Raw genomic sequence first — 21,269 nt, 5'->3', positions numbered from 1 at the left:
TGTTGTCGTAACGGACGAGCGGGGTCACTCGTCTCCCAGCGCGAGCAGTGAGGCGTTACCGCCCAGGGCCGCGGTGTTGACGGTCACCGTCTTTTCCGTGGCGAAGCGCTGCAGGTAGTGTGGCCCGCCCGCCTTGGGGCCGGTACCGGAGAGGCCCTGACCACCGAAGGGCTGGACCCCGACGACGGCGCCAATGATATTGCGGTTGACGTAGACATTGCCAACCCGAATCTTCTGCGTGATCAGTTCGGCAAAGGATTCATTGCGGCTGTGGACGCCAAAGGTCAGTCCATAGCCCCTGGCGTTGATCGATGCGACCACCGCGTCGATCTCGCTGGCCTTGTAGCGCACGATGTGCAGCACGGGGCCGAACTGTTCCCGTTCCAGGGCGTCGATGCCGTCGATGCGGAAGGCCGTGGGCGCGACAAAGGTGCCATGGGCGGTGTGGGCCGGGTCGAGGCGGGTCTCGGCCAGCAGGCGACCCTCGCCCTTGAGCTTCTCGATATGCGCCATGAGGCCCTGGCGCGCGTCCTCGTCGATCACCGGGCCGACGTCGGTGCCCAGGTCGCGGGGATCGCCGACGTGCAGCTCGGCCATGGCGCCGTCGAGGATCTCGATCACGCGGTCGGCCACGTCCTCCTGGAGGTAGAGCACCCGCAGCGCCGAGCAGCGCTGGCCGGCGCTCTGGAAGGCCGACTGGATCACGTCCGCCACCACCTGCTCCGGCAGTGCGGTGGAGTCGACGATCATGGCGTTCATGCCGCCGGTCTCGGCGATCAGGGTCGGCAGCGGGGCGTTCTCCCGCGCCGCCAGCGCCCGGTTGATGATCTGGGCGGTGTCGGTGCCGCCGGTGAACACCACGCCGGTGATGCGCGGATCACTGGTCAGCACGCTGCCCACGGTGGGGCCGTCGCCGGGCAGCAACTGGACCACGTCGCGGGGCATGCCGGCCTCGTGGAGCAGCTCGATCACGCGATGGGCGACGATGGAGGTCTGCTCGGCGGGCTTGGCCAGCACGGTGTTGCCGGCCACTGCGGCGGCCACCACCTGGCCGCAGAAGATCGCCACCGGGAAGTTCCAGGGGCTGATGGCGGCGAACACCCCCTTGCCCGAGAGCATCAGCTCGTTGGATTCGCCGGTGGGGCCGGGCAGTACGGTCGGTTCGGCGAATTGTTGCTCGGCGCGCATGGCGTAGTAGTGACAGAAGTCCACGGCCTCGCGGATCTCGTCGACGCCATCGGTCAGCAGCTTGCCGCCTTCGCGGGAGCAGAGCGTCATCAGCTCGGCGAGATGCTCTTCCATCAGGTCGGCGAAGCGGCGAATGATGGCGGCGCGCTCGGCGACCAGCGTGTCGTTCCAGCGCGGGAAGGCGGTCCAGGCGGCCTCCAGGGCCTGAGCGGCCTGGGCGGCGCTGGTCCATTGCACGCTGCCGACGCGCTGGTTGCGATCATAGGGGCTGGTGACCTCATGGGTGCTGGCCGCATCGTCGGCCACCTCGAAGGCCAGCAGCGGCCTGGCCCGGTAGGTCTTGTCCATGAAGCGCGACATGGCATCCATCAGCGGCTGGTACTGGTTGCGGATATTCAGGTTGACTCCCCGTGAATTCTTGCGTTGCGGTCCATAGATATCCCGCGGCAGCGGGATGCGAGGGTTGGCCAGGCGCGAGTACTGCTTCAGGGTTTCCACCGGGTGCTCGCACAGCGACTCGACCGGCACCTTGGGGTCCACCAGCTGGTGCACGAACGACGAGTTGGCGCCGTTCTCGAGCAGGCGGCGCACCAGGTAGGGCAGCAGGTCCTTGTGGGCACCGACCGGCGCGTAGATGCGGCAGTAGGTGCCCCGGGGCGCGCGCTTCAGGGCGGCGTCGTAGAGCGCCTCCCCCATGCCGTGCAGGCGCTGGAACTCGAAGGCGCGCGAGGCCTCGTTGGCCTGTTCGAGGATGGCGCTGATGGTGTGGGCGTTGTGGGTGGCGAACTGCGGGAAGATCCGACCCCGCGTCGCGTCGGAGAGCAGGAAGCGGGCGCAGACCAGGTAGGCCACGTCGGTACTCGCCTTGCGGGTGAAGACCGGGTAGCCCTCCACGCCGAGCTGCTGCGACTCCTTGATTTCGCTGTCCCAGTAGGCCCCCTTGACCAGCCGCAGGGGAATCTCGTCGCCCTGGCGATCGGCCAGGCGGTTGAGGTAGTGCAGCACCGGCAGGGCGCGCTTGGAATAGGCCTGCACCACCAGGCCGAAGTGGCCCCAGCCGCGGCAGGTGTCGCTCTCGTAGATGGCGCGGAACACCTCCAGCGACAGCTCGAGGCGGTCGACCTCCTCGGCATCGATGGTCACCGCGACATCACGCTCGCGGGCCAGTGCCGCCAGCTCGCGTACGCGGCCGACCAGTTCGCGCAGTATCTGGTCGCGTCGGCCGAACTCGTAGCGTGGATGCAGCGCCGAGAGCTTGATCGAGATCGACGGGGAGGGCGTATTGTCGGAGAGCGATTTGCTGGTCTTGCCGACTTGCTCGATGGCGCGAGCATAGTCATCGAAGTAGCGCTTGGCGTCGGCCCGGGTACGAGCGGCCTCGCCGAGCATGTCGTAGGAGTAGGTGTAGCCCTTGTCGAACAGCGGCTTGGAGCGCTTGAGGGCCTCGTCGATGTCGCGGCCCAACACGAACTGCTTGCCCATCACCTTCATGGCCTCGAGCATGGCCCGGCGGATCACCGGTTCGCCCATGCGGTTGACCAGCCTGTTGATGAAACCGCTGGGCTTGCCATCGCGCGGCTTGTCCAGGGTCACCACGCGGCCGGTCATCAGCAGGCCCCAGGTGGAGGCGTTGACCAGCCAGGACTCGCTCTGGCCGAGGTGGGCCTTCCAGTCGGCAGGGCCCAGCTTGTCCTCGATCAGGGCATCGGCGGTGGCCTTGTCGGGGATGCGCAGCATCGCCTCGGCGAGGCACATCAGCATCAGCCCTTCGTGGGTGTCGAGGCTGTACTGCTGCAGCAGTTCGTCGATGGTGTCGACGGCGGTCTCCATCTCGCGGACCTCGCGCACCAGCTCGGCGGTCTTGCCGGCGATGCGGCGGAAGTCCTCGGGGTTGGCGCTGAGGGTCTCGATCAGCTCTCCGACGAAGGCTTCCTCGTCGACCACGTAGTGGTCGCTGATGCGGGAGAAGAGGGAGTCGAGATCCTGCTGCCAGGTGGCGGTATCCAGCATGTTGTTGGAGTTGAGCATGAAAGTCCCCTGATGGAGTCGTCAGACGAGGATGGGCCGGATTCGTGGCAGGCGTGATGCGCCATGTGAAACGGCTTTGCCTTGACTTTAGGAGGCGACGGACACGGCCGCTTGTCGATTCCGCGGGGATTCTTGTCGATTCTGCGGGTATCGGCGGGCGCGCGGCGGGAAATGCGACCTTGGTCTAATGCCCGCCGAGCGCCGCGGCACGCGGCGACCCGAGATGGCCGAAGCGTCGCAACTTGCTGGGTGACTGGCCAAAGGCTTCGCGACAGGCGTGGGAGAGTGCGCTCTGAGTGGCGAAACCGGTCAGGGCGGCGACCTCCGAGAGCGGCAACCGACTCTCGGCCAGCAGCCGCCGTGCCGACTCGAGGCGCTTGCGGCGCACGTACTGCCAGGGACTGAGCCCGGTCTGCCGTCGGAAGCAGTGGCGGAAGTGGGCCTCGCTCAGGCAGGCCTCACGGGCCAGATCGCCCACGCTCAGGCGGCTCGAGAGATGACGCTCGATGAAGCGGTCGAGTCGTCTCAGGTCCAGCCGGTGGCGGTCGGGCTCGTCACCGCCGGCCAGGCGGGCGTGCAGGCAGCCCAGCAGGGTGGCGGCCAGGCGGTCGCCCTGGGTGGTGGTCGCCGAGGACGGGGAGGCGGCCAGTTCGTGGAGCAGGAAGTCGAGATAGCGCCTCAGCGGGTCATCGAGGGTGAAGAAGCGCGGGGCATCGAAGAGGCGTGCCAGCTCGTGGTGGAAGCCGGTCAACGAGGGGGCCTGGGCGGGCAGGTCGAGGATCAGTTGATGGTTGTCGCCGGTGCCGGCGTAGTAGTGCACGTGGTTGGCCGGCACGATGCAGCCCGACAGCGCCGTGATCGAGCCGCCCAGCCCCTCGATCTCGAATTCCGCCTGGCCACGCAGTCCGATCACGATCTGGTGGAAGTCGTGATCGTGGTGCTGCGTGGCGGTGTCGAGGGGTAGCTGGCGGATGATGCTGGGCATGGCGGTTCCCGTCCCGGACGGTGTCGGCATGAGCCTGTATTCTAGCCGAAGCGGTGCCCGAACTCATGTCTCGTTGCGCCGGCGCTCCTGCAGGTCGGCATGGGCGGCGAGGTGCTTGCGCAGCGCGGCGAGCTCCTCGCGCCCGGTGCTGTCGAGCAGCGGGCCGCCCTGTGCCCTGCGCCAGTGGCGGCCGTGCTCCTCCATCAATCGGTGGGCCCGTCGGCGCACGCCGTCAAGATAGTCGTCATGGCGAATCGGGTAGTCGATGATGGCGTTCCATTCGCCTTCGTCGACACGGTCCTCCAGTGCCTTGTCGAACAGCTCGAGCAACTGGCGGGGTTCGGTGCGGTAGCGGGGCGTGCGGGAGAACAGCAGGATGGCGATCATGCCGCCGAAGATCAGCAGGCAGACGGCGAAGACGAGCAGAAACAGTGCCATGGAAGACCCCTTGCCTGACGGCCCGGAGATGTCCGAGCCGTGGCCGGGCATTGTAGCCGATGGCCCTCAGGGCATGTCGAGCCGGAGGATCTCGCGGGCCTGCCGCCAGGTCGCCACGGGCCGCTCGTAGCGCTCGCAGATCTCGGCCACGCGTTCGACCAGGGCCGCATTGGAGAAGAGCAGGGTCTACAAGACGGTGTCGACGAGAGGGCGACGCGTGATCGCGGAACGCTTCATTTCGGCGGCTCGTGTATGGCCGGGAGAGCCACCATACACCAGACCATGCAGGGTGAGAAACGCTATGCCTGGATGTCTCTGGATATGTCTGGATGGGTAAAACGAGGAATTACAGGAGGTTGCGAGCGCTGGGCGGTATGTCTGGAGGAGTCTGGATGTGCTCTTGGAGCGGGTGAAGGGAATCGCCCTTCTCTCCCTTTTCTCCAATGAAATCAATAGGTTACGAAAATGGGGTAGCCATCTGTAGCCGCTACTGTAGCCATTCGCGTAGCCAATGCCTATACGCTACCAGCTATGTATGATGAGAGCAATTCTCACAGGGAGCGCGAACGATGTCCTAAGTCACTGAGTGTGATCTATGATGCCAAATACTGTTAAAATCAGAAAATTATGATGTTTTCAAGGGCGGTGGAGTGATGTCTAAACTCGTCAATGGGCATAAACCTTTACATAAGCATTGCCTTTTTTGGGGAAGCATTGCTGCTCCATTGCTCACATCTCTAGGGTTAGCGTACTGGTTCGGCATCTTTCATCTTCCCTTTGACCCTTCACCAGATGGCGTGGTGTTTTTTTATGAACACGCCAAGTTGTTCATGGCGATTGCAGCTTTATCTATACCATTTGGGGCGACATTCTCAAGGATTCATTCTTCGAAGCAAACTGCTGACTCTCTATCCATTGTTGTCGATAAGAATAATAAAGAGTTTAGGCAGAGTGTGATGAGTAGTTTTCTCGACATGTTGAGTTTTTATAATAACAGAGAGTTTGGGTTTGGTCAGTATAAGCGTGAATTTGATCAGGGGTGTATACCTTCTCCACTTCATACGTTTAACTATTTCTTTGACTTTGATGATGACCTTAGCGTTAGAAGGGAGAGTGTTTTTCAAGTTATGTTTCGTTGTGTCGAGAAATATCAGGGTTTTTTGGAGGTGGCAGAGGTTGGGCCAGAAGATTGTGATAACTACCTTAACGTATCCAGGATCAAGGCCGACCGGCTAATAGATTTCTCCAAGTCTGTGTATGGGTTATGTGCTGCTTGTGGTGTGTCTCATAAAATACCTGGTACGACCGTGCATTTGGCAGCGGGAGACATCCTAAAACGGGAGACCAATGATCAACTTCCTTTTAGTAGCTATTTTACTTCTGACGATCCTGAGCTGGAAATGGATACGGTGCAAGTCGAAGGTTTAAGTAAGTTGACAAGAAATCTTTTTTCCGTGGCTTCGTGTTTGTATTATGTGGCTGAGATTTCTTCTGGTTTTGATGATGTTTATAGCAAAGAGATGAGGGTCTACTCCAGGTTCTTCTATGTGGCTGGAATGCAGCTTTCAGGAGGAGTTTCGATGCTTGGCACTGAGGACGCTCAAGAGGTAGTGCCTCAGTGGTCTGATTTGTCAGTCCCGAATAGGAAGTTGTGTCGTTATTGGGGAGGGAGGTTCTTCCTTGATAATAAATGGCGTGGATATAGGGCTATGCAAAAGTCTGTTGCTTCACAGGTGTCGAAGTTGATGGAAGAGTATGGTGGTCAAAGGTAAAGAAAAAATAAGCCCACCACAGTACAGGTGGGTCTTATGAATTAAGGTTGTCTATACGTTATGAATGATAGCCGAGTATCGTGTCAGATGGACGCTTTAGCGGCCCTACAGGCTCGTTTCACAGATGCCGGTGAGATATTGAAGTGCTCCGCTGTAGCCTTGATGCTGGCGCTGTTCTCTTGGCGCCACTGAGCCACATCCTCATCAATGATGATCTTCTCCCTGCCGAGTGCCTTCCCTTCTGTTTTCGCCCTCTTGATGCCCGCCATCTGGCGCTCCTTGATGTTGGAGCGTTCAAGCTCAGCCATCGCCGACAGCATGGTGAGCATCGCCTTGCCCATCGGTGTGCTCATGTCGAAGCCTTCACGGAGCGACAGCACCGCGACTCGCTTAGCGTTGAGCGCCTCGACTGTCTCCAGCACGTCGATGGTGTTCCGTCCCAGACGGTCGATGGCGTAGACGATGACGGTGTCACCCTCGCGGACATAACTTAGTAGCTCACCGAGCCCCTTCCTGTCCTTTGCCTTGATGGCTCCCGAGGTCGCCTCATCGACAAACCACCGGTCGACCTTGTGCCGTTCCTCGATGGTGGCTCGCTGTGTGTCGGTGGACTGGTCCACAGTGCTGACCCGGACGTAAGCGATGATGGCTGACATGTAGACTGCTCCTTCAAATTGGCTCACAAAGTATGGTTCACAACGTAGAGCATAGATCATTTAATTTCAACATAAATGAGCCACATTGAGTGTAAGCCTTCAGCATGGCTCGCAAGGTGTACCTTCTGAGCCATCTGAGGCAGCGCTCCAGCCGCTTGTTGGTGGCCTGTGGCGGGGCGATAGGGATGGGCTGTTGGGATGGTCTACCCTAGACCGTTCCACGCCATGTAGGGCTCATGAGAGCGGTACAGCGCCTCTCGGAGAGTCAGCCGGTCATCCGGGTCGCCTCGTCGCTGACTACTGGGGCAACTCGAAGGGGGAGTGCTGGCGCTGCTGCTGGCCCTTCGCTGTCAGTAGGCTGGGCCTTCCGTGGTCGGGGCTTGCGGACCTCGGACAGGATGGGCTTGCGGTAGGAGCGATCACCCACCCACGGCCATGTCATCTGCTGTGCATCCATCGTTTACTCTCTTCGCTGCTGCTCTTCCCTCCTCGCGGGCTGCGAGCGGAAGGGTGGGGGAGGGGTGCTCCGTCCCTCAGAGAGGTGCCGACCGGGGGTAGCGGGGGTAGAAGGCGGAGCGGTACCCGTTGGTGTCGGCTCGAAAATCTGCTCCACAAAAAAACTCCGTGGGCTGTCTCGTGGGGCGATCAGCCACGCTCTCTGACCACCTGCCCATAACAGGCAGCTTGGGCGAGAGTGTCGGCCAGTTCGTTCTCCGGGTGGCCACTGTGTCCCCTCACCCAGTCGAAGCGCACGATGTGGATCTGCAGCAGGGCATCGAGACGCTGCCAGAGATCGACATTCTTGACCGGCTTCCCGGTGGCCGTCTTCCAGCCGTTACGCTTCCAGCTTGCCAGCCAGGTAGTCGCACCGTCCGCCACGTACTTGCTGTCGGTGGTCAGAATCACATCGGCGGGACGCTTGAGGGCGGACAGCCCCTCGATGACAGCGGTCAACTCGGCCCGGTTGTTGGTGATCTCGTCACCGGTCAGCTTACTGGCGATCTTCAGGCATTCGCCTTCAGGATTCACCAGAATGGCTGCCCATCCACCAGATGCGTTGGCTCGTCCGTTGTTGCTGCAAGCTCCATCGGTGAAGATGAGAATGGTTCGTTTCATGATCATGTGTGTGTCCGTCATTGTCGAAGGCGACAGTCCCCACAGGCAACGGACCCAGCGAGCGGACACACGCCGCTGCCTGTCTATCGCCTTCGAGAATGTCACTGGGGTTTACTTGAGGAGTGGCTCGGGGAAAGCCGGTAGTAAAGCTGACATCCGACACGGGGGCGTGTCTGACAGCAAGTGAAGAGAGACTGAAGGTGAACGATCTACCATCACCACCCATAAATCCCATCCATGCAAGGTTTCCTCATCAAGATCGATTTGAGGAGGTCACTCGTAGTTGTGCCTTGAAGTGGTTCCTCAAGCTCTCTTGATGATTTCACCTAGAGAGGGAATCCTTGTTGGGATGAACAATGGTGGTGATGGTAGTCAGAGAACACCAGAAGGAACCCAGGGACATCTATAAGATGGGGGAATCCATCACATAGCAGTCCCTAGATCTGTTCCCTGCCATCCGCTGTCACCCTGTGAATCACAGGTAGCCATGCCTCGACTGGGTGCCATCACCTCCCAGCCAGCAATGTCAGGTTCCTGTCCGTCCACCTGCCACCATGAAGGTGCGGTCATCGGCTTCGGCCTGAAGCTCAAAGCAGCGTATGTCAGGGGAACTCGAAGCCATCACATGAGCGAGCCCTGAGTCTGTTCCCTGGAGAACGTGTTGGTTCTCCAAAAGTGTGTGGTTATCGAACGTCGTCGACCTTGACGGCATCGTGCGCGATCTTGTTTTGGCTGATTGGCCGGTCTTGCGGATGGTTGGGAGTATTTCCTTGGTCACTCAGTCTTGGAAGGCGCGGCCTCGTACTCACGGAGGGTGATGAAGGGATCGCTCTCGATGGTCACCATCGGATGCACCATGATGGTCACCGCGTCCACCAGCTTCTCTACCATCCGCTCCAGGCGGTCGATACGGTCGTCATTCTCCACCCCTGTGACAGGAGCCTTGCGGACAGCCGGGAGAACTTCCTTCTGCTTCACCTCGACGTTGCCGCGTAGGATCTCTTTGATCATCAGGTCACAGGCGAGGGCGAAGCGGACATCCAGCCAGCGGGCGAAGAACACAGCCAGCTCTGGGTGTGCCCAGGTGCCACGGTCAGGAATGTAGCGGTTGCCGGGGACTTTGATGAGTAGGTCCGTGGATTTCACGGCCCTAGAAAGTTCAGCGATGTATTCCTTCGTTTCAGGTGACCGCATGAAGTTGCTCAGGTCTTTCCCGAACGCCTTCGCGGCCATCGTCATGTTGAAGTAACCATCCTCACGGAAGGTCAGGGTCTTGTCGTTCCACTGCTTGGTGATCAGTTGGTTGTTCATGTCGTTTCTCTCCCAGTTGTCGGGGTGCTTGAAAGCAGGAACCCCCAGCCGATTGGCCAGGGGTCCGCGAGGTCATCCAATACTGTGTGGTAATCAGTCGTCGTCGAAGATCCCAGGCGGGAGCCGGGGCCATGGGAGGATCAGCGAGTCAGTTTCGCCGCTTAGTGCGGTTGCTCAACCATCCTGCGGCATGAATCAAGTTCGAAGCGATATACCAAACAGCCACCAGCGTTGAAGGCCCAGCAATTAGCCATATCGGTACCGACAAAGTGCCTTCGGCATAGCCCAGCACCCCGAGTACAGTCGTCGCGTAGACGGTGAACGCTGCGATACGCTGTGACTTTCGGCCATCGTAGAGAAAGCGAGACATGTTCCGATCCATGCGCGGTATTTCCTTGTGTGATGTTTTTATATGGGGCCTTGGTCTGGCCCTGAAGCAGAATACTTCGACGGTTGGGGGTCTTCCAATCCCTTGGCCTTGAGGGCAGACAGGTAGTCGGTGGGTAGGGACGGTGCCTGAGGCTTGGCGACTTGCTCTTCCAGCTCCTGCCAGCGGTCCACCAGTCGAGCGGTGAACTCAGGGGAGGGTTGGGCGACGACCGCATAGCTGTCCCGCTTGCCTACGAGATAGATCGTGGTCGGTTTACCTCCCCGTGCTTGCGGTTCCACAACCTGTGTAATCGAAATCAGCCCCTTGGACTGGAGCGTATCCATGGTCCGCTTCACGCTGTCGTGGCGGGATTCGACCAGCTCGGCGATCTCGCGGCTGCTCATGGTGATGGTGGTGGTCAGCTGGTTGGTCATGTAGATTGACTCAACTCGTGCCCGGCAAACCTAACTCCAAGTGATGTTTGTCGAGCGGGGATAACCCACCAGATGTGGTGGTTTTCAGCTCCTTAACCACGAAGATGCCGCCGTTGCGCCCGAGCTGGGTCTGCAAAGGGTACAGATTTTCACCTTTTCTCAATTCGTCGATCTGGCTGGGGTCGTGTCGGAATCTGGGTCAAGCACCAATCTACCGTCTTGAACAAGTGCTCAGAGTCACCCCGTGCACACTCTCGGCCAGCTCCAGCATTCTCCAAGCGGGACTGTCTTCTGAAATTGGACTCATCAGGAGGGGAAGGAAGCCATTGTTCAGGCTCCGGTCAAGACTTTGAAAGAATTGTGCGCACCGATCATCCATGCTCTTGACATGGCTGGAGTACAGGAAAGCCGATGCAAGGAGGGTGGCGCCTATGATGATCCCTGCGGAGGTGGTCTGAAACAGTTGCATTGTTCTTCCTTATCTTCCTCGGTGCTCATGCGGAGTCCGTTTTTACGGAAGCCGGATAGTCAATCTACCCTCCTTTGTGTAAAGGGTACAGAGGGCTCTGGGTCTGCAGCTAGTCGTATGCGCGGATCACCTTGAGTTGGAAGGAAGGGCTGATCCACATGGCATAGGTGTAGACGAGCTTCTTCACCACGAAGGTGCCCCCGTTGCGCCCGAGCTTGGTAGCCAGCGGGGAAAGGGTGGGATTTCCCACCTTTAACTCTTCGATCAGTTCCTTGGCTGTGGAGTAGCGGAGCCACTCAGCGGGCTTGTGTTTCTGTTCACCACCGGCTGCCCGGTGCAGGTCGTTCAGGCAGTAGCGGCCCTCAGCGTCAGTCTTGATGGAGGTCTCAGCGATGATCAGTTGGGTAGTCATGTCGTTTTTCTCCCAGTTGTCGGGACACTCGGCAGTGGTGCCCAAGTAAGTGGCCGGGGCGTTGGGAGAGCAAGAGGTCAGTTCAACTCAAAGTTCACGAAGTTGTTCCACTCGTCGATGGCTTCCTCTGCAGCACGACTGTGATTGAGAATGGCCTCGTTCTGTTCATCCACGAACCTCTGGATGCACATCTGGTAGGTCTCCACTTCCATGTTGAACTGATCTACCTGCCATTGGCTGGTGAACTGGAAGGGCTTCATTGGCTTATAGCAGGAATGGCTGACGCCCCAGCTATCATGGGCGGACGAGACTTCAGCTAGCAGACCGGCAGTAATGAGTCCAGTCAATATCAGTCGTTTCATGGTGGTTCCCCTTGCGCTTGACCTCGATAGAGTTAGTGGCGGCTTTCGTTGAGCCACTGCTTAGTTATCAGGACGTTGCTCATGATCCCTGTAGAGCGTCGATCTGGATCGCCTCCACGGCCTTCAATCTCGTCTTGAAGTCCGGCCCACGGTGATAGACCTTGCTGGCCGTGGTCAGCCCTCGTTCGTGGCCGGTGACCCAGACCACGAGCTGCTCTTGGAAGCCAGCTCCGAGCATGATGGTGATGGCGGTCGTTCGGAAGGAGTGGAAGCCCAGCTTCCGGCCTTGCTTGGGGATGGTCTTCCCGGTGAGGCGAGAGAACCACTGAGAGAACTTCGGTCCTTTCTTGCCATCCGCCCGGATCGACTCCCCGGCTTCCAGGAAGAGATACTCTGACCCTGCCGACTGTGCGTGCTTGAGCTGCTCCAGCACCAACGGCTTGACCGCCGAGTGAAGAGGGACATCCCTTGTGGCGTTACTGTTCTTCCCCTTGCCCTCACGCACCGACAAGCACCAGACGCCTTGCTGCTGGATGATGTCGGTCGTCTTCAGCGAGCACAGCTCTTCGAGCCTCGCCCCAGTGTAGAACCCGAGGCGGGGGAGCAGGTGGAAGATGCCTTGCTCTCGGTCAGTGGCAGCGAAGATCGCCTCGACGTCGGTTCGGGTGAACTGATCGTAGCTCTTCACCGTTGCCTTGGGATTGAGGCTGTGGCCCTTGAAGGGGTTCCTCGCTGGCAGCGGCTCTTCCATGGCGTCCTCGGCATGGCGCCAGATGGCGGACAGCCCCGACAGGTAGTTGGCCACGGTCTGCTTGGTCTTGCCGTTGCGGAGCTGGGCGGTGATGAAGTCCCTTGCCTGTTTGCGGGTGACGCTGACAAGTGCCACGTCCTCCCTCCCCAGGCTGTCGAGGAAGAGCTGGACCGCCAAGGAGTTCTTGGACCGTGTGGAGTGCTTCCTCTCGATCTGCGGCGACTGCTGCCAATCCTCCAGAGCGCCCTTGAAGGTGAGCCGGTACGCTTCCGGGGTCTCGGTCGAGTACATGGAGCGCAAGGCGTCCTGCTCGATCTCTGGGAGCTTCTCAGGGTCGATGATCTCCAGGAAGGAGGGAGCAACAGGGTCGGTGCTTACGATGCTCTGCTCGGCCTCCTGGAACCGCTCACGGGCTTCCATGAACAAACGTCTCTGCTGTGTCTGGGAGGCACGGCCCTGGAGGGAGGCTTCCAACTCCGACAGCTCCACCAGCAGCCGGTCCCTGACTCGACAGGCTCCGTCAAGGTCACCGGTCTGGGTGCTCTGCTGGAGCATCTGCTTGCCGAGGTGCTGGGCGAGGGTAGGGGAGAGCCGCTTCTGGACGAACCAGACGTTCCCTCTCAGGCGGAGGTGGCGGCGATCAGCGGGCTTGCCTCTGGCCATGGCGGTGACCTGTCCTGTGGTGGCGACCGCTGAAGCATACAATGGAGCGGATGACAGGTGTAGCCATTTGTGTAGCCACTTCTGCAGCCACCGAACCCAGTAACGACGGGCTTTCTGAGGGAGGTCAAAGCGTTAGGGTAGGCCTGGAGCGGGTGAAGGGAATCGAACCCTCGTCTTAAGCTTGGGAAGCTTCTGCTCTACCATTGAGCTACACCCGCGGGGCGGTTTCGATAGTAAATCCAATGACTTGCCCTTTGCAAGCCGTCTCGCGCCTTTCGTGATGCGCCAACGCTAAGTGATTGTTTTACTTTAACATCGGGTGGCTGGGGGGCGTAGGGAAAGAAAAATTTGCCTCGCTGGAGAACTTTTCGCTCCGCTGCTGTCTGAATGGACACAGGCAACAGAGGCGATAGCAGTCGCTAACACTGTTGTTCTGGCTCGCAGTTTCGATCGATTCTTGCCGCCTCGGAAACGGGGCGGCTTTTTCTTGTGCGCGTCCGAGGCGGCAACGCCGACACGACGACGCCACCCGGCGGGCGACCGGGTGGCGTCGGGACGGGCGGCTCAGCTGTAGCGCATGCGCAGGATGGCACTGAGCACGTCGCGACGGGTGACGATGCCGACCAGGCGGCCCTGCTCGACCACCGGGTAGACCTTGGGCTTGGCCCCGAGCATCTCCTGCGCCAGGTCGGTGATGCTCTTGTTGGGTGGCACGGAGAGTACCTCGTTGCGCATCAGCTCACTGACCAGCGGCGGCTCCTCGTTGAGATAGGAGCTCTCCAGCACCTTCCCCATCACATCCTGCTCCGAGATGAAGCCGATCAGCTGGTCGCGCTCATCGACGACGGGGACCCCGGGCAGGCGATGCAGTGCCAGGCCTTTGGCCAGAGTGGACACCGAGGTCTTGCCGGTGACCCGGTAGCAGTCACGGGACATGATCTCGCGAACGGTGGTAGGGGCCTTGTTGGGCATGGCATTTCTCCTTGTGCCGGCGATGATTGCCTTTTTGCTACGGGGCCGTGTCGGTGCCCGGGTCTTTCCCTCCCGGCGAGCCTGGTGGCAGGGCGATACCGGGCCCGCAGCCGGGTCTCGGCTTCAGCATAGCCGACTCGCTGGGGTGCCAAGGGCGATCGGCAAGCGCTGCTGCCAACGCTTCATGGTCGCTTACCCGAGGCCCACGCCTGTGCGGGTTGCCGCCAGCCGGAACCCGAGGGGAAGCATCGGTTCCAAGGTGTTACCAATCCGGTCATGGGCGGCGTGCGCCCTCGGCCGGAGTCGAGCCCAACCGAGTGATGGAGGCGCGTCATGGATGCCCGTGAATACCTGGCCAGGAAGGGGCTGAGCGGAGAGCGCGACGAGGAGCGGCCCAACACCCTGGAGGAGAAGGCCTGGTCGCGGGCCCGGGAAGCCGGGGATCACCGTCCCCGGGCCGGTACTCCCCACGACTGGGAGGACTGGGAGCGTTTCCATGACGAGCTGGCCGAGGGTGCCATGGAACTCGAGCAGAAGATCGACCACGAGGCTCATCGCAAGGCCCTCGAGCATGGGTCGCACCAGGGCGTGCAGCATTTTGCCCCGGCCGCCGGTGCGGGCGTGCGGGTCGATCGAGCGGCAGACGCCCCAGGCGATGGCGATACGCCGGTGCCCGCCGAGCCCCGGGCGGCGCTGGTGGCCCTGGCGCTGCTGATGCCCCCCCTGGCCGTGGCGCTCTCCCGGGGAGGCGGCGGGCGGGTGGCGTTGAACCTGCTGCTCACCTTGCTTGGCTGGGTGCCGGGGGTCGGACATGCCCTCTGGTGGCTGAGGCGGCGAGGTCGTCTGTGACCCATCCCTGTCGTGAGCGTTTTTCTCCTGATTGATCGAAAGTGAAACTCTGCCGGCGGCGTCTGGCGGAGCGGCTTGATTGCGGGTCATCACGTCCTGTTTTTCTTCCTTCCGTTTGATATTCCATGAAAAAATCGTTAATTCACGGCGCTTTTTAGACCAAGGTCTAGGGCCTGGTGGGCGATCTCGCCATTGCCGTGTGATAGTCGCTGGGCTAGTCTCGCTATCGAAAACGAACATTGATGCTCGATGGTGTTGCAAATCGAACAGCGTGTTGGCCCTGCCCGCCCTGGCCACGGTTAATCCGCTGTGCTTCACGTATCAAGCGCGACAACAACGACAACGAGGGCAGCATGTCCCTGATCCTTGAAAACATCGATCATGTGGTCAATGGCGCCACGCACATCGAAGGCATCGACCTGGAGCTGGCCCCAGGTTCCTTCAATGTCCTGCTGGGCCGGACCCTGGCCGGCAAGACCACGCTCATGCGGTTGATGGCGGGTCTCGAGCCGCCGACACGTGGACGGGTCCTGATGAACGGCGAGGACGTGACGGGGGTTTCCGTCCGCCGGCGCAACGTGTCCATGGTCTATCAGCAATTCATCAACTACCCAAGCCTCACCGTCTTCGACAACATCGCCTCGCCGTTGAAACTGGCGCGAGTGCCCAAGGCCGAGGTCACCAGGCGGGTACGCGAGACCGCCGAGATGCTGCATATCGAGCACCTGCTCGACCGCTACCCCCAGGAGCTCTCGGGTGGCCAGCAGCAGCGCACCGCCATGGGGCGAGCCCTGGTCAAGGATGCCGACCTGATCCTGTTCGACGAGCCGCTGGTCAACCTCGATTACAAGCTGCGCGAGGAGTTTCGCCAGGAACTTCGTGAGCTGTTCAGGATGCGCAACTGTATCGCCGTCTATGCCACCACCGAGCCCAACGAGGCCCTGGCGCTGGGAGGGCATACCGCGGTGCTGCACGAGGGGCGGTTGCTGCAGTACGGCAGGACCGAGGATGTCTATCACCGTCCAGGGAATATCCTGACCGCGGAGATGTTCTCCGAGCCGCCGATCAACGTGGTTCCCGGGCTGGTGTCGGGGGCAGAAGTGACCTTCGACAAGAGCGTCCACTTCCGGCTCAACGAGGACCTGCGCTCCCTGCCGCCCGGCCAGTACAGCTTCGGTGTGCGTCCCTCGCACGTCGGCCTCGCGCCTCAGTCGGCCGATGATCTCGAGCTCCAGGTCCGCGTTGACCTGGCGGAGATCAGTGGCTCCGAAACCTTCCTGCATGTGAGCAACGAGCTGTTCCATCTGGTGTTGCATCTGGCCGGTGTTCATGAGTTCGCCGTCGATGAACCGATCAAGGTCTATTTCCCGACCCACAAGCTCTATGCCTTCGACCACAATGGATCGGTGGTGCATATTCCGCCGCGTCTGGGGAGTCTCTGAGATGGCCGAAATCATGCTCAAGGCACTGGCACACACTTACGTGTCCAACCCACAGTCACCGGCGGATTACGCCATACGGGAAATGACCCATGTCTGGCACCAGGGGGGCGCCTATGCCTTGCTGGGACCGTCCGGCTGCGGCAAGTCCACCCTGCTCAATATCATCTCCGGGCTGCTGCAACCCTCCGACGGTGATGTCGTATTCGACTCCCGTATCGTCAACGAGCTGCCGCCGGAAGAGCGCAACATTGCCCAGGTTTTCCAATTCCCGGTGATCTACGACACCATGACGGTCTTCGACAACCTGGCCTTTCCGCTGCGTAACATCAGGACGCCCGAGGCCAAGGTGCGTGAACGCGTAGCGGAAGTTGCCGATATCCTGGACCTGGTGCCGTTATTGAGGCGAAAGGCCAAGAACCTGACCGCCGATGAGAAACAGAAGGTCTCGATGGGGCGAGGGCTGGTGCGCGACGACGTTTCGGCCATCCTGTTCGATGAACCCCTGACCGTGATCGATCCTCAGCTCAAGTGGAAGCTCCGCCGCAAGCTCAAGGAGATCCATGAGCGCTTCAATATCACCATGATCTACGTGACCCACGACCAGCTGGAAGCCTCGACATTCGCCGAGAAGATTGCGGTCATGTACGAAGGACAGGTCGTACAGTTCGGTACACCGCGTGAGCTGTTCGAAAAGCCTGCTCATACCTTCGTCGGGTTCTTCATCGGCAGTCCAGGTATGAACTTCCTGGAGATGACGGTCACGGAATCCGGGCTGTCATTTGGAAAGCTTCCGATACCCGTCGATCCACGTCTTCTCGAGCTGGCGCATCGGTCGGGATCGAATAATGTCAAGCTTGGTATCAGGCCGGAGTTCGTCGAGGTCCATGAGGAGGTCGGGTCGAATACTCTCTCCGTTAAGGTGGAGGACATCCAGGATCTTGGCACCTATTCGATTCTCTCCTTTCGGCTGAATGGGGTCTCCCTGAAGGCACGGCTTGGTGAGGAACATGCAATAAGGGGTGAATATGCCCATGTGAGATTTCCCGAAGCGTCGACGCATCTTTATATCGACGAATGCCGTGTGGAGGTGGGGAATGACTAAGGTACAGAACAATCGAGCATGGCTGCTGATATTGCCCATGCTCGTCCTGGTGGCATTCTCCGCCATCATTCCGTTGATGACAGTCGTCAACTACTCGGTACAGGACGTTTTCGATGCCAACACACGCTTCTTCACCGGGACCGAATGGTTCGAGACCATGCTCAACGACTCGGCACTCCAGGCGGCCCTGCTGCGGCAGTTCGCCTTCTCGATGACGATCCTGGCCATCGAGGTGCCGCTCGGCATCGGCATCGCCCTGCTGATGCCAAAGCGCGGCTGGCAGGCCTCGGCGGTATTGATTCTGATCACGCTTCCGTTGCTGATCCCCTGGAACGTGGTCGGCAGCATCTGGCAGATCTTCACCCGCGGCGATATTGGCCTGATGGGGTGGGGCATCCGTGAGCTCGGCTACTCCTACAATATCACGCGCAACCCGGTCGATGCCTGGGCGACCATCATCCTGATGGATGTCTGGCACTGGACTCCGCTGATCGCCCTGCTGTGCTACAGCGGTCTGCGCGCCATTCCCGAAGCCTACTATCAGGCGGCACGCATCGATCGTGCCTCCCGCTGGGCAGTCTTCCGCTACATTCAATTGCCGAAACTGACCAATGTACTGGTGATCGGGGTGCTGCTTCGCTTCATGCACTCCTTCATGATCTACGCCGAGCCCTTCGTGCTCACCGGGGGCGGCCCGGGAAGCTCGACGACCTTCTTGAGTCAGTCGCTGACCACCATGGCGATCGGCCAGCAGGACCTGGGGCCGTCGGCCGCTTTCTCGCTTATCTATTTCCTGATCATTCTGCTGGTGAGCTGGGTCTTCTACACCGCCATCATGAACATGCAGAAGGATGACGCCACGGGAGGGCATCGCCATGACGCATGACGCCACGACTCGCCAGGACGCCCGGGTGTCGCCTTCCACCGGAACCTCACCCTCGGTAGCGTCGGCGGCCACCGCGGCAGACGAATCGCCCAGGCTCGAACGTGCCAGGGCCAGGCGACGGGGAGGCTCCGTGGGGCGGTCTCGGTTCCTGCTGGCCCTGTATCTGATCCTCATGTTGCTACCGATCTACTGGTTGATCAACATGTCGCTGCAGAGCAATTCGGAGATACTGGGGGCGCTTTCCTTCTGGCCCAGGGAGGTCACCTTCGATAATTACATCGGCATCTTCACGGACTCCAACTGGTACATGGGCTATGTCAACTCCATTGCCTATGTGTCGATGAACATGTTGATCAGCATCTCGGTGGCCTTGCCCGCGGCTTATGCCTTCAGTCGTTTCAAGTTCATCGGTGACAAGCATCTGTTCTTCTGGCTGCTGACCAATCTGATGGCGCCGCCGGCCGTGTTTCTCCTGCCCTATTTTCAGCTCTACTATTCAGTGGGCCTGTTCGATACGCATATCGCCGTAGCGCTGGCGCACTGTTTGTTCAATATCCCGTTGGCGGTCTGGATTCTCGAAGGGTTCATGAGCAGTGTGCCCAAGGAAGTCGATGAGACCGCCTACATAGATGGCTATAGCTTTCCGTCGTTCTTCGTCAAGATATTTATTCCCATGATCCGATCGGGGATCGGTGTGACGCTGTTCTTCCTGTTCATGTTCTCCTGGGTGGAGCTGTTGCTTTCTCGCACACTGACGGCGACCAATGCCCAGCCAATTGCATCGATAATGACGCGAACGTCGACGGCATCTGGTATCGATTGGGGCACACTGGCCGCGGCAGGCGTGTTGACCATACTCCCGGGAATCATCGTGGTCTATTTCGTGCGTAACCATATCGCCAAGGGTTTTGCCCTGGGGCGTACCTGAGTGGAGGAAACCGCCATGTCCTGGATGGTATGGACCGTACCGACGGCAATATTCTTCTCGAGTATCGCTGCGATACTGACGGGGATGACGGCTTGGGAAGTCGTCTCGCCATCGGTGGAGCGGAAGGGGTTCCTTCCCATCGCGACTACCCGGGGGGACCGGCTGTTCATCGGCCTGCTCTCCGCTGCCTATATCCACCTGCTGGCGGTGGGGTTTACCGATATCTCTATCTGGTTGGCTCTGGCGGTATCCGTGCTATGGATGCTGATCCTGATGCGCTGGGGTTGAGCCACGATCGCATGGACGATGGGAGTGCCAGGGATGGCTACCATAACGAAGAGGTCACTATGAAGAACAACAGGATGAAGCTGACGTTGCTCGCCAGCAGTCTCATGCTGGCGAGCGCCCACCTCCACGCCGATGATCACGATGCACGGGCGATTGCGGAGCGTCTCGTCGATGCACACTTCCAGAACTCCACACTAAGCCGTGAGGAACAGATCGAGGAACTGCTGTGGTTCGCCGAGGTCGCCGAGCCATTCCGCGGGATGCAGATCAATACCGTGGCCGAGGGCTTGACCACCCACGTCTATGAGCGTGACGTGCTCGCCGAGGTCTTCGCCGAGCTGACCGGCATCGAGGTGACCCACAACATCATCGGCGAGGGCGATGTCGTCGACAACATGCAGACCCAGATGCAGTCGGGGCGCAATATCTATGATGGCTACGTCAACGACTCGGATGCCATCGGTACCCATATTCGTTATGGCACCACCATCAATCTCTCCGAGGCCATGGAGAACGAATGGGCGGACTACACGCTACCGACCCTCGACCTGGAGGACTTCATCGGCCTGCAATACACCACCGGCCCGGATGGCAGCATCTACCAGTTGCCTACCCAGCAGTTCGCCAACCTCTACTGGTTCCGCTACGACTGGTTCCAGCGCGAGGACCTGCAGGAGCAGTTCCACGACATCTATGGCTATGACCTGGGCGTGCCCACCAATTGGACGGCCTACGAGGACATCGCCGAGTTCTTCACCGAGCATGTCGGCGAGATCGACGGCACCAGGGTCTATGGCCATATGGATTACGGTCGTCGCGACCCGTCGCTGGGCTGGCGTTTCCATGACTCCTGGCTCTCCATGGCCGGCATGGGCAGCGCCGGTGTGCCCTTCGGCAACCCGGTGGATGACTGGGGCATCCGCGTCGACGACCAGAGCCGTCCGGTGGGTGCCAGCGTGAGCCGGGGCGGCGGCACCAATTCCCCCGCTTCGGTGTTCGCCATGCAGAAGGCGGTGGACTGGCTACGTGACTATGCGCCGTCGGAGGCCCAGGGCATGACCTTCGGCGAGGCCGGCCCGGTACCGGCCCAGGGCAACATCGCCCAGCAGATTTTCTGGTACACCGCCTTCACCGCCGACATGACCGATCCTTCCGTCGCGGTCACCGACGACGAGGGCAACCCCAAGTGGCGGATGGCGCCTTCTCCGGTGGGGCCCTACTGGGAAGAGGGCATGAAGGTCGGCTATCAGGACGTCGGTTCCTGGACCTTCTTCGACTCCACCCCCGAGGACCGCCGCACCGCCGCCTGGCTGTTCGCCCAGTTCACCACTGCCAAGACGGTGTCACTGGAGAAGCTGATGCATGGTCTCACGCCGATCCGCGAGTCGGACATCTTCTCCGATCAGATGACCGAACTGGCCCCCAGGCTGGGCGGTCTCGTCGAGTTCTACCGCAGTCCCAACGAGTCCAACTGGACCCCGACCGGCACCAACGTGCCTGACTATCCGCGCATGGCGCCGCTGTGGTGGCAGAACCTGGCCCCGGTGATCAGCGGCGAGATCACGGCCCAGGAAGGCCTCGACAACCTGGCCGGGGCGCTGGACAGCATCATGTCACGGCTGGCGCGCGCCAACGTGTTCGAGACCTACGCACCGGTGCTCAACGAGGAGCGCGACCCCGAGTACTGGCTGTCCCAGGACGGTGCGCCCAAGGCGCGCCTCGACGACGAGATGCCCCAGGGCACTACGGTGCCGTACGACCAGATGATGGAGGAGTGGATGGCCGCCGGTACCCGTTGAGGGGGCCGTCAGGCCTGCCCCCGCTGGCAGCACCGTGCCCGGCCCGCC

Annotated in this window: 21 protein-coding genes and 1 tRNA gene; 8 read left to right on the top strand and 14 right to left on the bottom strand. The window is 60.4% G+C overall.

What is annotated here, in order from left to right:
• Positions 1-24: 24 nt before the first annotated feature.
• From putA to C1H66_RS02800, 4 genes are all read right to left on the bottom strand, one after another.
• The gene (gene putA / locus C1H66_RS02815; RefSeq protein ID WP_102626391.1) at positions 25-3,216 is read right to left on the bottom strand and encodes a bifunctional proline dehydrogenase/L-glutamate gamma-semialdehyde dehydrogenase PutA; all 3,192 of its coding nucleotides are present in this window, start codon (positions 3,214-3,216) and stop codon (positions 25-27) included.
• Positions 3,217-3,400: 184 nt separating this feature from the next.
• The gene (locus C1H66_RS02810) at positions 3,401-4,201 is read right to left on the bottom strand and encodes a helix-turn-helix transcriptional regulator (protein WP_102626390.1); all 801 of its coding nucleotides are present in this window, start codon (positions 4,199-4,201) and stop codon (positions 3,401-3,403) included.
• 63 nt (positions 4,202-4,264) lie between these two features.
• Positions 4,265-4,639 carry a hypothetical protein gene (locus tag C1H66_RS02805; RefSeq protein WP_102626389.1) on the bottom strand — a complete coding sequence of 125 codons (375 nt, stop codon included), beginning with the start codon at positions 4,637-4,639 and terminating at the stop codon, positions 4,265-4,267.
• A gap of 66 nt (positions 4,640-4,705) precedes the next feature.
• A complete protein-coding gene (locus C1H66_RS02800) occupies positions 4,706-4,801 on the bottom strand; it encodes a hypothetical protein (RefSeq protein WP_276308819.1) in 96 nt (31 codons plus the stop codon).
• A 491-nt stretch (positions 4,802-5,292) separates the two neighbouring features.
• On the opposite strand from C1H66_RS02800, the gene C1H66_RS22550 reads away from it, so the two are divergent.
• Positions 5,293-6,411, top strand: coding sequence for a hypothetical protein (locus C1H66_RS22550; protein ID WP_146010681.1), 1,119 nt, complete (start codon positions 5,293-5,295; stop codon positions 6,409-6,411).
• Positions 6,412-6,494: 83 nt separating this feature from the next.
• Here C1H66_RS22550 and C1H66_RS02795 read toward each other — a convergent pair whose 3' ends face one another.
• The 10 genes from C1H66_RS02795 to C1H66_RS02750 form a co-directional block, all read right to left on the bottom strand.
• Positions 6,495-7,067, bottom strand: coding sequence for a recombinase family protein (locus C1H66_RS02795; protein WP_102626387.1), 573 nt, complete (start codon positions 7,065-7,067; stop codon positions 6,495-6,497).
• A 645-nt stretch (positions 7,068-7,712) separates the two neighbouring features.
• A complete protein-coding gene (gene rnhA / locus C1H66_RS02790) occupies positions 7,713-8,189 on the bottom strand; it encodes a ribonuclease HI (RefSeq protein ID WP_370741280.1) in 477 nt (158 codons plus the stop codon).
• 768 nt (positions 8,190-8,957) lie between these two features.
• Complete coding sequence (locus C1H66_RS02785) at positions 8,958-9,494, bottom strand: KilA-N domain-containing protein (RefSeq protein WP_102626386.1); 537 nt, start codon at positions 9,492-9,494, stop codon at positions 8,958-8,960.
• 148 nt (positions 9,495-9,642) lie between these two features.
• A complete protein-coding gene (locus C1H66_RS22545; protein ID WP_146010680.1) occupies positions 9,643-9,876 on the bottom strand; it encodes a hypothetical protein in 234 nt (77 codons plus the stop codon).
• Positions 9,877-9,902: 26 nt separating this feature from the next.
• On the bottom strand, positions 9,903-10,298 hold the full coding sequence (locus C1H66_RS02780) for a Rha family transcriptional regulator (RefSeq protein WP_102626385.1): 396 nt from the start codon (positions 10,296-10,298) through the stop codon (positions 9,903-9,905).
• Positions 10,299-10,876: 578 nt separating this feature from the next.
• A complete protein-coding gene (locus tag C1H66_RS02770) occupies positions 10,877-11,179 on the bottom strand; it encodes a KilA-N domain-containing protein (protein WP_102626383.1) in 303 nt (100 codons plus the stop codon).
• A 77-nt stretch (positions 11,180-11,256) separates the two neighbouring features.
• Positions 11,257-11,541, bottom strand: a complete 285-nt coding sequence (locus tag C1H66_RS02765; protein WP_102626382.1) for a hypothetical protein — start codon at positions 11,539-11,541, stop codon at positions 11,257-11,259.
• 79 nt (positions 11,542-11,620) lie between these two features.
• Positions 11,621-12,955: a tyrosine-type recombinase/integrase gene (locus tag C1H66_RS02760; protein WP_102626381.1), complete on the bottom strand. Its 1,335-nt coding sequence runs from the start codon at positions 12,953-12,955 to the stop codon at positions 11,621-11,623.
• Positions 12,956-13,099: 144 nt separating this feature from the next.
• A tRNA-Gly gene (locus C1H66_RS02755) sits at positions 13,100-13,173 on the bottom strand.
• Positions 13,174-13,519: 346 nt separating this feature from the next.
• Complete coding sequence (locus C1H66_RS02750) at positions 13,520-13,927, bottom strand: CBS domain-containing protein (protein WP_102626380.1); 408 nt, start codon at positions 13,925-13,927, stop codon at positions 13,520-13,522.
• A 333-nt stretch (positions 13,928-14,260) separates the two neighbouring features.
• Here C1H66_RS02750 and C1H66_RS02745 point away from each other — a divergent pair, with 333 nt between their 5' ends.
• The 7 genes from C1H66_RS02745 to C1H66_RS02715 all read left to right on the top strand — a co-directional run bounded on the left by C1H66_RS02745 (position 14,261) and on the right by C1H66_RS02715 (position 21,221).
• Positions 14,261-14,776, top strand: a complete 516-nt coding sequence (locus C1H66_RS02745) for a YqaE/Pmp3 family membrane protein (RefSeq protein WP_102626379.1) — start codon at positions 14,261-14,263, stop codon at positions 14,774-14,776.
• Between the two features lie 353 nt (positions 14,777-15,129).
• A complete protein-coding gene (locus C1H66_RS02740) occupies positions 15,130-16,218 on the top strand; it encodes an ABC transporter ATP-binding protein (RefSeq protein ID WP_102626378.1) in 1,089 nt (362 codons plus the stop codon).
• A 1-nt stretch (position 16,219) separates the two neighbouring features.
• A complete protein-coding gene (locus tag C1H66_RS02735) occupies positions 16,220-17,320 on the top strand; it encodes an ABC transporter ATP-binding protein (protein ID WP_102626377.1) in 1,101 nt (366 codons plus the stop codon).
• Entirely contained in the window at positions 17,313-18,206 is an 894-nt protein-coding gene (locus C1H66_RS02730; RefSeq protein WP_102626376.1) for a carbohydrate ABC transporter permease, read from the top strand. The genes C1H66_RS02735 and C1H66_RS02730 overlap by 8 nt, the downstream gene beginning before the upstream one ends.
• Positions 18,196-19,134, top strand: coding sequence for a carbohydrate ABC transporter permease (locus tag C1H66_RS02725; RefSeq protein WP_102626458.1), 939 nt, complete (start codon positions 18,196-18,198; stop codon positions 19,132-19,134). Before C1H66_RS02730 ends, C1H66_RS02725 begins: the two co-directional genes overlap by 11 nt.
• Before the next feature lie 15 nt (positions 19,135-19,149).
• Entirely contained in the window at positions 19,150-19,422 is a 273-nt protein-coding gene (locus C1H66_RS02720) for a DUF2160 domain-containing protein (RefSeq protein WP_102626375.1), read from the top strand.
• Between the two features lie 59 nt (positions 19,423-19,481).
• Positions 19,482-21,221, top strand: a complete 1,740-nt coding sequence (locus C1H66_RS02715; RefSeq protein ID WP_102626374.1) for an ABC transporter substrate-binding protein — start codon at positions 19,482-19,484, stop codon at positions 21,219-21,221.
• Positions 21,222-21,269: the final 48 nt, after the last annotated feature.

The sequence above is a fragment of the Halomonas heilongjiangensis genome, from assembly GCF_002879645.1.
GTDB classification, from domain to species: Bacteria; Pseudomonadota; Gammaproteobacteria; order Pseudomonadales; family Halomonadaceae; genus Halomonas; species Halomonas heilongjiangensis.
This window is presented reverse-complemented; position numbering and strand designations above follow the sequence as displayed.

What these genes read in the sequence shown, in the direction of transcription:
- putA (WP_102626391.1), bottom strand. Translation starts at nt 3,216, where the DNA reads ATGCTCAACTCCAACAACATGCTGGATACCGCCACCTGGCAGCAGGAT.
- C1H66_RS02810 (WP_102626390.1), bottom strand. Translation starts at nt 4,201, where the DNA reads ATGCCCAGCATCATCCGCCAGCTACCCCTCGACACCGCCACGCAGCAC.
- C1H66_RS02805 (WP_102626389.1), bottom strand. Translation starts at nt 4,639, where the DNA reads ATGGCACTGTTTCTGCTCGTCTTCGCCGTCTGCCTGCTGATCTTCGGC.
- C1H66_RS22550 (WP_146010681.1), top strand. Translation starts at nt 5,293, where the DNA reads ATGTCTAAACTCGTCAATGGGCATAAACCTTTACATAAGCATTGCCTT.
- C1H66_RS02795 (WP_102626387.1), bottom strand. Translation starts at nt 7,067, where the DNA reads ATGTCAGCCATCATCGCTTACGTCCGGGTCAGCACTGTGGACCAGTCC.
- rnhA (WP_370741280.1), bottom strand. Translation starts at nt 8,189, where the DNA reads ATGATCATGAAACGAACCATTCTCATCTTCACCGATGGAGCTTGCAGC.
- C1H66_RS02785 (WP_102626386.1), bottom strand. Translation starts at nt 9,494, where the DNA reads ATGAACAACCAACTGATCACCAAGCAGTGGAACGACAAGACCCTGACC.
- C1H66_RS22545 (WP_146010680.1), bottom strand. Translation starts at nt 9,876, where the DNA reads ATGGATCGGAACATGTCTCGCTTTCTCTACGATGGCCGAAAGTCACAG.
- C1H66_RS02780 (WP_102626385.1), bottom strand. Translation starts at nt 10,298, where the DNA reads ATGACCAACCAGCTGACCACCACCATCACCATGAGCAGCCGCGAGATC.
- C1H66_RS02770 (WP_102626383.1), bottom strand. Translation starts at nt 11,179, where the DNA reads ATGACTACCCAACTGATCATCGCTGAGACCTCCATCAAGACTGACGCT.
- C1H66_RS02765 (WP_102626382.1), bottom strand. Translation starts at nt 11,541, where the DNA reads ATGAAACGACTGATATTGACTGGACTCATTACTGCCGGTCTGCTAGCT.
- C1H66_RS02760 (WP_102626381.1), bottom strand. Translation starts at nt 12,955, where the DNA reads ATGGCCAGAGGCAAGCCCGCTGATCGCCGCCACCTCCGCCTGAGAGGG.
- C1H66_RS02750 (WP_102626380.1), bottom strand. Translation starts at nt 13,927, where the DNA reads ATGCCCAACAAGGCCCCTACCACCGTTCGCGAGATCATGTCCCGTGAC.
- C1H66_RS02745 (WP_102626379.1), top strand. Translation starts at nt 14,261, where the DNA reads ATGGATGCCCGTGAATACCTGGCCAGGAAGGGGCTGAGCGGAGAGCGC.
- C1H66_RS02740 (WP_102626378.1), top strand. Translation starts at nt 15,130, where the DNA reads ATGTCCCTGATCCTTGAAAACATCGATCATGTGGTCAATGGCGCCACG.
- C1H66_RS02735 (WP_102626377.1), top strand. Translation starts at nt 16,220, where the DNA reads ATGGCCGAAATCATGCTCAAGGCACTGGCACACACTTACGTGTCCAAC.
- C1H66_RS02730 (WP_102626376.1), top strand. Translation starts at nt 17,313, where the DNA reads ATGACTAAGGTACAGAACAATCGAGCATGGCTGCTGATATTGCCCATG.
- C1H66_RS02725 (WP_102626458.1), top strand. Translation starts at nt 18,196, where the DNA reads ATGACGCATGACGCCACGACTCGCCAGGACGCCCGGGTGTCGCCTTCC.
- C1H66_RS02720 (WP_102626375.1), top strand. Translation starts at nt 19,150, where the DNA reads ATGTCCTGGATGGTATGGACCGTACCGACGGCAATATTCTTCTCGAGT.
- C1H66_RS02715 (WP_102626374.1), top strand. Translation starts at nt 19,482, where the DNA reads ATGAAGAACAACAGGATGAAGCTGACGTTGCTCGCCAGCAGTCTCATG.